This window comes from Nodularia harveyana UHCC-0300, from assembly GCF_034931085.1.
GTDB lineage: Bacteria > Cyanobacteriota > Cyanobacteriia > Cyanobacteriales > Nostocaceae > Nodularia > Nodularia harveyana.
The window spans coordinates 1-12,558 of the sequence record NZ_JAYGHG010000009.1 but is presented as its reverse complement, the minus strand read 5'-3'; the positions used below and the strand labels follow the sequence as shown (position 1 = coordinate 12,558).

6 protein-coding genes are annotated in these 12,558 nt (G+C 43.5%); all 6 read left to right on the top strand.

Annotated features, from left to right (window positions below; all coding sequences use genetic code 11):
- The first annotated feature begins 272 nt into the window (after nucleotides 1-272).
- On the top strand, nucleotides 273-707 hold the full coding sequence (gene gloA, locus VB620_RS08000; RefSeq protein WP_323195618.1) for a lactoylglutathione lyase: 435 nt from the start codon (nucleotides 273-275) through the stop codon (nucleotides 705-707).
- A 409-nt stretch (nucleotides 708-1,116) separates the two neighbouring features.
- Nucleotides 1,117-3,771: an ATP-dependent chaperone ClpB gene (gene clpB / locus VB620_RS07995; protein WP_323195617.1), complete on the top strand. Its 2,655-nt coding sequence runs from the start codon at nucleotides 1,117-1,119 to the stop codon at nucleotides 3,769-3,771.
- Nucleotides 3,772-3,989: 218 nt separating this feature from the next.
- Complete coding sequence (gene htpG / locus VB620_RS07990; protein WP_323195616.1) at nucleotides 3,990-5,951, top strand: molecular chaperone HtpG; 1,962 nt, start codon at nucleotides 3,990-3,992, stop codon at nucleotides 5,949-5,951.
- 533 nt (nucleotides 5,952-6,484) lie between these two features.
- Nucleotides 6,485-6,721, top strand: coding sequence for a 50S ribosomal protein L28 (gene rpmB / locus VB620_RS07985; RefSeq protein ID WP_323195615.1), 237 nt, complete (start codon nucleotides 6,485-6,487; stop codon nucleotides 6,719-6,721).
- A gap of 475 nt (nucleotides 6,722-7,196) precedes the next feature.
- A complete protein-coding gene (gene hpsA, locus VB620_RS07980) occupies nucleotides 7,197-11,849 on the top strand; it encodes a hormogonium polysaccharide biosynthesis protein HpsA (protein ID WP_323195614.1) in 4,653 nt (1,550 codons plus the stop codon).
- A gap of 23 nt (nucleotides 11,850-11,872) precedes the next feature.
- Nucleotides 11,873-12,463: a hormogonium polysaccharide secretion pseudopilin HpsB gene (gene hpsB / locus VB620_RS07975; protein ID WP_323195613.1), complete on the top strand. Its 591-nt coding sequence runs from the start codon at nucleotides 11,873-11,875 to the stop codon at nucleotides 12,461-12,463.
- Nucleotides 12,464-12,558: the final 95 nt, after the last annotated feature.

Genomic DNA, 12,558 nt, shown 5'->3' with positions numbered 1-12,558 from the left:
AATTTGTCAAATTTTGTTTAATCAATCTCCAACAGAATTCAAATTCATTATGAGTAGTTCTGAGTTAAGCCGATATTTTTCTGAGCAAAAAGATGATGCAAAATTAAGATATCCCATAGAATTCAGTAATTCATATTTTGTGGAAAGTAATCAAAGTTCTAATAGTATTGTTTCTTTTTCCTCTAAATTATGTCAAAAATTAGATTTTGATACTGAAAACATTTCTATAGAGATCTTATAAAATATAAGCAAGAATTACCACAAGGGTGAATATGCGATTACTACACACAATGCTCCGGGTAGGGAACCTGGACGAGTCTTTAAAATTTTACTGTGATGTCCTGGGGATGAAATTATTGCGAAGAAAAGACTACCCAGGTGGAGAATTTACCTTGGCTTTTATCGGTTACGGTGACGAAAGTGAGAACAGCGTTATAGAATTAACTTATAACTGGGGAGTTGAAAAATACGACTTGGGTAACGCCTACGGTCATATAGCTCTGGGTGTGGATGATATTTACATTACCTGTGAAGAAATAAAGAAACTCGGCGGTAAGGTGACAAGAGAACCAGGACCAATGAAACACGGTTCCACAGTCATTGCTTTTGTGGAAGATCCCGATGGGTATAAAGTGGAATTAATTCAACTGCGTAATCAAGATTCAGCCGCCAAACAGGAATCAGCAGAAAACCTCGTAACTAAATAAGATATCTGCCCAGATTTCCCAACCTGATAATTTGGTTATGGAACAGGCATACTTCGACTTACTTCGACTTACTTCGACTTACTTCGACTGCGCTCAGTACAAGCCGCTCAGTACAAGTCGCTCAGTACAAGTCTTGCCTGTTCTGGGTTGGGTAGCTGCTACCATTACACATAATCTGCCAAAGTTTCCGCAGAACGGTATTTTCGTTTTAAATTAGATATGGGGGTAAGGAGTCAAACTCTTACCAATGAAGAATCCCCGATTGCCACCGCAGATAGACGCTGATATACATTGTTAATGTTTGGATAACGTTTTGGAGGTGCATACTGGGAAAATTATCTGTTTACTTCTTTCCTAGTCCCTCATCCCCACAAGTTTCCTCAAAATCCTAAATCTAAAATCCTTAAAAATGCAGCCTACAGATCCCAATAAATTTACTGATACAGCCTGGGAAGCAATTGTCAAATCTCAGGATATAGTTCGTGGTTATCAACAACAGCAATTAGATGTTGAACATTTAATTATGGCTCTTTTACAGGAGCCTACTAGTTTAGCTGTGCGGATTTTCGCTCGTGCTGAAGTTGATCCTATCCGTTTACAACAACAATTAGAAGCTTTTACCCAACGTCAACCGAAAGTTGCGAAAAGTGATCAGCTTTATCTTGGTCGCAATTTAGATGTATTACTGGATAAAGCGGAAGAAGTGAAGCTGAGGATGCAAGATGCCTATATCTCAGTAGAACATATTGTTTTGGCTTTCGCTGAGGATGAACGGATAGGAAAGCGGATGCTCAAGGCTTTTAATGTGGATAGCGCTAAGTTAGAGGCTAATATTAAAAGTGTGCGCGGTAGCCAAAAGGTGACAGACCAAAATCCAGAATCTCGCTATGAAGCGCTGCAAAAATTTGGCAGAGATTTAACAGAACAAGCGAAAGCGGGAAAATTAGACCCGGTAATTGGGCGGGATGATGAGATTCGCCGGGTAATTCAAGTGTTATCTCGCCGGAGTAAGAATAATCCTGTGCTGATTGGTGAACCTGGGGTGGGTAAAACTGCGATCGCCGAAGCGTTAGCACAGCGTATGGTAAATGGAGATGTCCCGGAATCTCTGAAAAATCGTCAGTTGATTTCTTTAGATATTGGTAGTTTAATCGCTGGGGCGAAATTGCGGGGGGAATTTGAAGAACGCCTGAAAGCAGTTCTCAAGGAAGTCACAGAATCCAACGGTCAAATTGTCCTGTTTATTGATGAACTACACACCGTTGTCGGCGCAGGTTCCAATCAACAAGGGGCGATGGATGCAGGAAATTTACTCAAACCCATGCTGGCGCGGGGGGAATTGCGGTGTATTGGCGCAACTACTTTAGATGAATACCGTAAGCATATTGAAAAAGACGCAGCCCTAGAACGCCGTTTTCAACAAGTTTTTGTAGACCAACCCAGTGTGGAAAATACAATTTCCATTCTCCGGGGATTAAAGGAACGCTACGAAGTTCACCACAATGTGAAAATTTCTGATTCGGCTTTGGTAGCCGCCGCTACATTGTCCGCCCGTTATATTGCCGATCGCTTTCTCCCAGATAAAGCCATAGACTTGGTAGATGAAGCCGCCGCCCAGTTGAAAATGGAGATTACCTCCAAACCAGCAGAATTGGAAACCATCGATCGCCGCTTGATGCAGCTAGAAATGGAAAAGCTATCATTGGCTGGGGAAGAAAAGGAAACAGCGCCAGCTAGGGAGCGTTTTGAGCGCATTGAGCAAGAAATTTCCACTTTGACGGTAAAACAGCAGGAATTTAATGAACAATGGCAAGGGGAAAAACAGCTATTAGAGGCCATTAGTTCTTTAAAGAAAGAAGAAGATGCTTTACGGGTGCAAATTGAACAGGCGGAACGGGCTTATGATTTGAATAAAGCTGCCCAATTAAAGTATGGCAAATTGGAAGGCGTGCAGCGCGATCGGGAAGCCAAAGAAGCCCAATTATTGGAAATTCAAAACCAAGGTTCTACTCTACTGCGAGAACAAGTCACAGAAGCTGATATTGCCGAAATTGTCGCCAAATGGACAGGTATTCCGGTTAACCGCCTCCTCGCTTCAGAACGCCAAAAACTCCTGCAACTAGAACATCATTTACATCAGCGAGTCATTGGACAACAGGAAGCCGTCACCGCCGTCTCAGCTGCCATTCGTCGCGCCCGTGCGGGCATGAAAGATCCCGGTCGTCCCATTGGTTCCTTTCTGTTTATGGGACCCACAGGGGTAGGTAAAACTGAATTAGCCCGTGCTTTGGCGCAGTTTCTCTTTGACTCTGATGATGCTTTGGTACGTTTGGATATGTCCGAGTATATGGAAAAACACTCGGTTTCTCGCTTGGTGGGTGCGCCTCCGGGATATGTCGGTTATGAAGAAGGCGGTCAACTTTCCGAAGCTGTGCGCCGTCACCCCTATTCTGTGGTGCTACTGGATGAGGTGGAAAAAGCACACCCGGACGTGTTTAATATTTTACTGCAAGTGTTGGATGATGGCAGAATTACTGACTCTCAAGGGAGGGTGGTAGATTTCCGAAACACAGTCATAGTAATGACTAGCAACATCGGCAGCGAATATATTTTAGATTTATCTGGTGATGATAACAAGTATGAAATGATGCAGACAAGGGTAACGGATGCTTTGCGATCGCACTTCCGCCCAGAATTTCTCAACCGTGTCGATGATATCATCATTTTCCATGCCCTCAGCCGTACCGAGATGCGCCATATTATCCGTATTCAACTGAAGCGGGTAGAAAAACTACTGCGAGACCAAAAAATCTCCTTTGAAATCTCCGCCGCCGCCTGTGATTATTTAGTAGAATCTGGCTATGATCCAGTTTACGGCGCACGTCCACTGAAACGGGCAATTCAGCGAGAAGTAGAAAACCCCCTCGCCACCAAGTTATTAGAGAACACATTTATCCCTGGAGACACAATTTTTATCGAGAAGGAAGAACAGGGTTTAACTTTTAGTAAAACCATGCCCATTAAAGTCACCATCTCACCCTCTTCCGTCAAAGTCTTGGAATAGTCAAACCTCGACATTCTTCCACATCTGTAATTATTTTACCCACAGTAGGGAAATCCGAATCATCCTGTGGCGGCAAACAATGCTGGATCTTAGGTGCGATCGCCCAGAGAAAGCCTTTAAGATCCTAATTAGTATCATACTTCCTGCTACAGTCAGGGTTTATCCCTAATCTGGGATACCATCATAAACTTCAGTTCTTCACATCAAAATTAACAATCATGCTAGAACAAGGAACTATCAGTATCCATACTGAGAATATCTTCCCGATTATTAAAAAGTCCCTTTACTCAGACCATCAAATATTCTTGCGGGAATTGGTATCCAACGCCGTTGACGCTATCCAAAAGCTGAATATGGTCTCCCGCGCCGGTGAATTTACTGGAGACATCGGCGAACCAGAAATTCAACTCGCCATCGACAAAGATCAAAAAACCCTTTCCATTACCGATAATGGTATTGGGATGACAGCCGAGGAAGTCAAAAAATATATTAATCAAGTAGCCTTCTCCAGCGCTGAAGAATTTATTCACAAATATGAAGGCAAATCAGACCAACCCATCATCGGTCACTTTGGTTTAGGTTTCTACTCCTCCTTTATGGTGGCGCAAAAAGTAGAAATTGATACCCTCTCCTATCAAGAAGGGGCGCAAGCCGTCCACTGGACTTGTGATGGTTCCCCAGCTTTTACCTTAAGTGAATCTTCCCGTACCACTCGCGGTACTACTATTACTCTCTTTCTCCAAGGAGAAGAAGAAGAATTTTTAGAACCAGCCAGAATTAAAAATCTGGTGAAGACATACTGCGACTTTATGCCAGTACCCATTAAACTGGAAGGTGAAATCTTAAATCAGCAAAAAGCTGCTTGGCGTGAGTCTGCTAATAACATGACTCAGGAAGATTACTTAGAATTTTACCGTTACCTCTACCCATTCCAAGAAGAACCATTGTTATGGGTGCATTTAAATACTGATTACCCCTTTATTATCAACGGGATTTTGTACTTCCCCAAAATGCGTCCCGATGTGGATGTCACCAAAGGGCAAATTAAGCTATTCTGCAATCAAGTTTTTGTCAGCGACAACTGTGAAGAAATTATTCCCCAATTTCTCATGCCCATGCGGGGTGTAATTGATAGCACAGATATTCCTTTGAATGTATCTCGTAGTGCATTACAAGGCGATCGCACCGTCCGCAAAATCGGCGATTATATAGCTAAGAAAGTAGGCGATCGCCTTAAAGAATTATACCGCGACAACCGCGAACAATACATCAACGCCTGGAAAGACTTAGGAACCTTCGTTAAATTTGGTGTCCTCAACGACGAGAAATTTAAAAAACAAATCCAAGATATCATCGTCTTCCGCACCACCGCCAAACCCTCAGACACAGCCCCAGCCGTAGAAGTCCAAACCTCCGAAGGCGACGACGCATGGTCAGATGTCACCGCCAAAACATCAACCCTTCCCTACACCACCCTCAAAGAATACCTAGAACGTAACCAACAACGTCACGAAAACCGCGTATTCTACACCACCGACGAAACCAGCCAATCCACATACATAGAACTGCACAAAAATCAAGGTTTAGAAGTCCTCTTCCTCGACTCTTTCATTGACACCCACTTTATCAACTTCCTGGAACGGGAATACTCCGACGTTAAATTTAGCCGCGTAGACTCAGACCTAGATGACACCCTCCTAGAACAAGACAAATCCAGCGAAATCGTTGACCCCAAAACCAACAAAACCAAAAGCGAAACCATCAAAGAACTCTTTGAAAAATCCCTCAACAAACCCAAACTCAACATCCGTACCGAAGCCTTAAAATCAGACGACCCCCAAGGAACACCACCAGCAATGGTACTCCTCCCAGAAATTCTCCGTCGTCTGCGAGACATGAACGCCATGATGCAGCAGCAGAACGCAGACTTTCCCGAAGACCATATATTATTAGTAAATACCGCCCATCCCCTCATTCAAAACCTCACCAACCTCAACCAAGGTAGTATCATTCAAGACGATGGTGAATCATCCACAAACCCATTAGTCACCATGATTTGTCAACACGTCTATGACTTAGCCCTCATGACTCAAAAAGGATTTGACCCAGAAGGAATGAAATCCTTTGTCGAGCGTTCCAACGAAGTCTTGACAAAACTCACAGAACAAACCAGCAAATAACCACAGACTTTAAACAGAGTAGGGTGTGTTAGAGGATGTTTTAAAAACAAGATTTAAGCGGAAATCTTTTTCCCCTCCTCGCTTGCGGGGAGGGGCTAGGGGTGGGGTCTGATGACACAAACGAGAATAGAACGACTTCTGTGTCCTTTTTAAGGGGGGGCTAGGGGGGATCATTAAGTGCCTAAAATCACAGCCGGACACTTTTAAAACATCCTTTTATGGACTTTAGTCCTAACGCACCAAATAAATGTAGGTTGGCTGGAAGAATGAAACCCAGCTTTACCCAATATTTGGTTTGCTTCGTTCGGTTGCACTCCCCACTTCCTGGACACTGAGCGACTTGTACTGAGCGGCTTGTACTGAGCGACTTGTATTGAGCGGCTTGTACTGAGCGCAGTCGAAGTAAGTCGAAGTAAGTCGAAGTAAGTCGAAGTAAGCCGAAGTGCATTCCCCAACACAAAACCATTAGCATCCATCCTGAAGCGACTACAATAGAAAGGTTGTATTTAAATAAAAACTTGGAGATAGTTGCTATGTCTCGTCGCTGCGACCTAACTGGTAAAAAAGCCAACAACGCCTTTGCCATTTCCCACTCACACCGCCGTACCAAACGCCTACAACACGCCAACCTGCAAAACAAACGTGTCTGGTGGGCTGGCGGAAATCGGTGGGTCAGACTCAAGCTTTCCACTAAAGCCATCAAAAGCTTAGAAACTAAAGGTTTAGAAGCAATGGCGAAAGAAGCTGGACTCAACCTGAATCATTACTAAACCTTCCTACTCACAGAATACCGACTGTAGTAACCTCCCCACTAGCGGGAGGTTTTCAATTTTCATTAGTTATGGCAGGGAACAGCACTTTGAGTTTGCCTTATGTGATAGTTTTTGTCTCATAAGTGGGTAATATAAGTTAAATTGACTGACTGTACCTTGGTAAACTTAAAGCCCATGAAAAGCCAGACTTGTCAGTTTTAAGTAACATCACGTAGTTATTAACTTTCTACTCCGTGAAGCAATTGTCATAAAATCAGTATTTTCCTTCAAAACTAAAAACTTTATAAATGATATAACTGACACAAGCATTGATGAAGTTTTTATGAGGTAGTTACAGAGGAGTTAGTTAGACAGGGTAATAAATTGTGAATAAAATTGCCAATAATGCCTGCAAATCCATTAAATAGGCACAATCCATTAATCTAATGAAAAAACGAATTAACCTTACAAATCACTTGACAGGAAAGCAGCCATGTCCAGAAAACGCCATCTAGTCAAGAACATAAAAAAAAACTTCCCTAAAATTAGCAAGAATTTTATCTCTGCAATCAAAAAGAAACTCGTTTGGCTAGTGCGAACCTTGTTCGTCACCAAAAAACGGAGAAGTTCTGCAAATGCGGGCTTTGTTTTGCCCACAGTGGCAATGGTGTCAATAGTTGCAGTTCTCTTGACAACCGCAATTCTTTACAGATCCTATGACAGGGCGCAAAATGCCAGTAACGTCCGTGTTAATCAAGCTGTATTGAGTGCTGCAACTCCCGCAATTGATCGAGGTAGAGCCAAATTAAGCAAACTTTTTGAAGATAAACGCTTACCCAGGGCAACACCAACTGATGAAGCATTATATGAACTGCTCACAGGTAGTTTGCCTGAATATACCTTTGGTGACGAAACACCACTGAAACTCACCTATACACAAGGTGCCATAAATCAGGAGTTAAGAACCGCTTGGCGATTTCCCATTGATACCGACAACAACGGCAAATTTGATAGTTACACACTGTATGGGATTTATTTTAGAACTCCCCCAGTGGCAGACAATCAATATAGCCGTGCCAGAACTCCTTTAGAAGCCAGAACCCCACCCATGAGCCAAGGGAACCTAGATCCCGTCTGTGGTGATGGTACAAGCGCTATTCTAGTAGGTAACACAGGTTGGATTAAACAAAATAACGAGTTAAGAAAATCCTTTTTCGTTTATACAGCCACAGTACCAATTACAGACATAGATGCCTCAATTCCGGCGACAGATGCAGGTAACTACGAAGAGTACCAAGGTAACAAGTCTATAGCCGCCCTAGAGTATCAGCAAGACAGGCTACAAATACCACCAAACAATAATGCTGTTGTTTATGAAGATGACATCATACTTACCCCTGGTCCCGCTTTTAACTTAAATGGGGCAATCTTCACTAACAGCAACCTCCTGGCTGCTGGGCAGAATAATGGACAGATCACAATGCACCAAGTGAGTGCTAAAGATTCTTGTTACTACGAAGCTAGAAATGCCAAAATCTTTGTTGGTGGTAACTTAGCAATGGGTAACACTGGAGCAGGTAGCCATAGCACAAACAGAATACCGAAAGTTCATTTATTCAATGGTAAAACTGATCCTGTTATCGTTAAAGATTTTGAATACTCAGCTACTCAATCCCCAGGAGAGATAGCCTATAATAACCTGGCCTATGAAGATCGCATTGAAAGACTAGTCGACGCTCAGTTCAGTAACGCTCCAACTAGTGACCCATCTGAAGTCAGACAAGGGATTGAAAAGCGCCAGCAAGATTTAGGTTTAGCAAGTTATACATCAGAAGAAATTGATGAATTTCGTCGGGAACAACTAGAACTTTATTTTAAGAGGCGCACCCGTCGCGTACCTTATAGAGAAGTTGCGTTTAATGGCACCGACCCCTCTCCTAGCCCACTGCTTCAGGGTGACGGTGAAAGTTTGCGTCCTAATGATAGATGGATTTATCCTACTGATCCCACAAATGGCACAAACGGCGCTAGCTACACTCGGTTAACACTCAGGATCAATGGTGCATCCCTAGAACCCAAAGCCTCATCCCCAGATGAAATCAGGGACAATGGTGGAAGAGAAGCCGAGTTGGGCGACAGGGTGATAGTAGGTAACAACTTACCCGAACTCTGGTGGGATAACACTAAAGAGAGGTTTGTTGGCCCTGGTTTTGACGATACTCAAGCACTTGCCAACGTCAGATGGAATCAGCCAACCGGTACTACTGAAGGTCGCTTCCGACGTTCTACAGTGCAAACATTAGCTGATGTGGGTTCTACAGGCCGGGATGGAGAATGGGAACTAGACGCAGCCAGAGTCCCCGGAGACCCCACAGACCCTGTTGGTGGTTTGCGAGTCATTACCGGTGCGGGGATTTATTTACATGAAGAGGGCTTACCCTGGCGTTTCATTGACAGCATCAAAAACGTTTGGCCAGATACAAACCCAGTACCCCAAGCCCCACTACCGCCAGGATTAGAGGGTAGAGAAGTCGTCGATGATATGGTAACTCAGCCTGGAAGGATTCGACCATATTGGATGTATGCAGGTCTGATTACAGACCCAGATAGAGACCCTTCACGCATCACATATAAATGGCGTGAGATGATGGATGACCCCGCCACAACAGATAGAGACGAACAAAACGAGACTCCATTTTTGCAGATGCGGGCGACGGCAGTTTATCACTACAAAGCTAATGAATATAATCAACAGAATCCTCGTCCTATAGCTTGTGTAAGTAGTTTTTATGTTCCCACTAGCGAAACTACAGCTAGCAATGGAAACAGCTTTACTGGCTTCAATGCTACCTACAATTTACCCGTGGCGGCAGGTATTCCTAACAATGCTAATGGTCTATCTAATAACGGTATAGTTTATCCACCACCTCGGACACTGGAAGCAGCCCCCATCTATCGGCCATTACTAGAATATGAGTCTCAATTAAGATATCCACCAGAACCAGGACAAAACCCAGACCAAGCACGTTTACTAGATGGTGGACTACTAGCGAGAGCCTTAGCAAAAGCACCAGCCAATCGTACTCTTGCGGAGCAATCGGCTCTTGATGCTCAAATCTGCGCTCTGGAAATCAGATATAACGCAGGTAGTTTCCGACCTGTTACCACTAATCCCCCTATTCCTCATGGTGCAATCAGAGAAACAACTTTCTTAGCCCACAGGGAAGTTAGGCAAAATAGTAGGAATGCTAATACTGTCTATGATCTGCCCATTAAGGACAGACAAATGATTGAAACGCGAGCTACTGTCCTAGACTTAAACCTACTTCGGACTACACCCATCGGTCCTGGACCAGCAGCAAGCCAAGAATATTTACTACCCAATAGTGGTTTGATCTATGCGACTCGTGATGACGCATTGCGCGATAGGAGCGATACTAACCCAGCAATCAGCGCTTTAGACTACATACTCGATCCCACTCGTCGTCCTAACGCTATTATGCTGGTTAATGGTGAAAGGCTGTGGCGGCAACAAAATTACCGAGATGCGGAAAAAGGGTTGATCTTAGCAACAAACTTACCAGCCTATGTTAAAGGCAACTTTAATAGACATACCCAACAAGAGTTCAACCAAACACTAAACGATAATTGGAGTAATTTCTACAATCGCACTACGCTGAACCCTAATTTTGCTTGTCGAAGAAATGACCCCAGACTCCCGGATTGTACTGTGGGTGATGAATGGCGACCTGCTACTGTATTAGCGGATGTTGTTACTTTACTTTCTGGAAATTTTCAAGAAGGATTCCGTGATCAGGGTGACTATGATTGGAGTGATCAATACTCTGATCCTGATTTTGCCAGTATTCCTTCAGGGATAACAGGCGACTTTTCAGCGTTTAATAACTACGTCACAGAAGCGAACTGGCGTGATCCTAATAATGCAAATTCCAGACCTGGATACTTCAGTTCCTACTTAAATAACTTTGTTACACCTATCAACCTGAAGGTAAAACAAGGAGGCTATTTAACAGAGGCTTGCGTTATACCTCCTGGGGAAACTGAAGCAAGTTATTGCAGCGACCCTCTCAACTGGAGGATTCAAGTCAGCAACTCCTGTAACCCAAATGGTATTATGGGCCCAGCCAATGGGTTTTTGCATGGTGCTGCTGAAGGTGACCAATCTGGTATCGTCCCACCCAACAACCCAAATAATGTATCTAACAGAATTAAAACTGGTTTTGTTTTTCAAGATCCACAGACATGGCAGAATAATGTAAATACCAGTCCTGGCAATGGTAACTGCTTTGCTGGGGATAATGTGATTAGACGGCTGGCTTTGGTACGTCAACAGAATGGAAGATTAGTTAACCCTCCAGAAGTTTGGGCATCTGCTAGCGATGGCAGAATTCGGAGGTTCCCATTAGGTTCAGATAGAAGTGTGGTGGGTAATCTTCAACTTCAACAGTTACCACCAGATTTACAAGACAGTGGAGATGGATCGATTCCTTGGTTAAACCCCGTGATCAATGGAAGTGGTAACATCACAGCACTGAACCCCATATTACAAATCAAAAACCCTCGTGCTACTGCTACTGATCCAACTAACAATGCCCGGGTGCAGGCCGGAGATAACTGGTTACAACGGGTGACTAATGATAATACTTTCAACTTAATTGTGGCTGCGGGAGATAACCCTGCCCGTGCTGGCAATAATAATGTTGAAGATAATGGTGGTTTGCATAATTTTGTCCGCTTTATGGAACACTGGGATGCTGGCGCTAGGATTAGCGGTGCTTTCATGCAGGTGAAAAAGAGCGCCTATGCTACAGGTTCTTTCACTACCGCTTTGAGAAATACTAATGAACTCAATTACGCTATCGGGCTGAATGCTGGTGGAATTGGTTCAGGTACTGCTACTGGTTACGATCCTCCTAATAGACTGTGGGGTTATGATGTGGCACTGTTGTCGCAATCACCTGACTTATTTGCTCAAAAACTGGTAATTACACCACCTGATTTACCAGATGAATACTTCCGGGAAGTTGGTCGAGATGACCCCTGGATCAAGACATTATTATGTGGTGAAACAGCTGAAGGTGATTACTCCGCTACGGGAGATGATAGTCAATATCAATGTTCATAAATCTCAGAATCTGGTGATCAGTCATGATTAAACTCAAACCAAAACTAACAACTTCATCCGCCGGTGATTCTGGTTTTACGATTATTGAGTCACTCTTAGCGATAGTCGTAGTTGCCATTTTATTGGCAGCCATATCTCCGGTGCTGGTGATGTCAACAGCTACCCGTGTGCAGTCTAAACGCATGGAAAAAGCAAGTCAAGCTACAAATACATTCATTGATAGTTTGAGAACTCGCTTAATTGACGCACCGGGAGAATACAATGCAGCGAACAAAATTGAATTACCCGCAGCCACTGAAGATGACCCTAGACAGCTGCAAGAGAATTTAATTACCCTGCAAACTATGCCAGTACCGACAAATGCCACTAATTTGTATCTGGTAAAACCAGATGAGAGCATTTGCCATACTAGTTTGGCTGCTTGTAACTCACAAAGCCCATCTGAGGAGTTTTACATTCAAGCCCGGCAAATTATTGTGGGTGGAAATAACGGTACAGCCGATGAGGGTTATCGTTTAGCACTGCGAGTTTATCGCGGAGATGTTGATTTTAATAGACCGCTATTAGCTAGTAATGCTACTCAGAGGTTGTTTGAAAAGTCGCTCAGGTTGTAAAAAAGCTCTCTCAGTATACGCTGTGAATAGATAATAAACAGCACCGAGAGAGTAACATGAGTAAAGCATACCCCAGTAATCTGAGCCATGCACAA

Excerpts from the sequence above, each read along its gene's own strand:
- htpG (WP_323195616.1), top strand. The coding sequence starts at position 3,990 with ATGCTAGAACAAGGAACTATCAGTATCCATACTGAGAATATCTTCCCG.
- rpmB (WP_323195615.1), top strand. The coding sequence starts at position 6,485 with ATGTCTCGTCGCTGCGACCTAACTGGTAAAAAAGCCAACAACGCCTTT.
- gloA (WP_323195618.1), top strand. The coding sequence starts at position 273 with ATGCGATTACTACACACAATGCTCCGGGTAGGGAACCTGGACGAGTCT.
- clpB (WP_323195617.1), top strand. The coding sequence starts at position 1,117 with ATGCAGCCTACAGATCCCAATAAATTTACTGATACAGCCTGGGAAGCA.
- hpsB (WP_323195613.1), top strand. The coding sequence starts at position 11,873 with ATGATTAAACTCAAACCAAAACTAACAACTTCATCCGCCGGTGATTCT.
- hpsA (WP_323195614.1), top strand. The coding sequence starts at position 7,197 with ATGTCCAGAAAACGCCATCTAGTCAAGAACATAAAAAAAAACTTCCCT.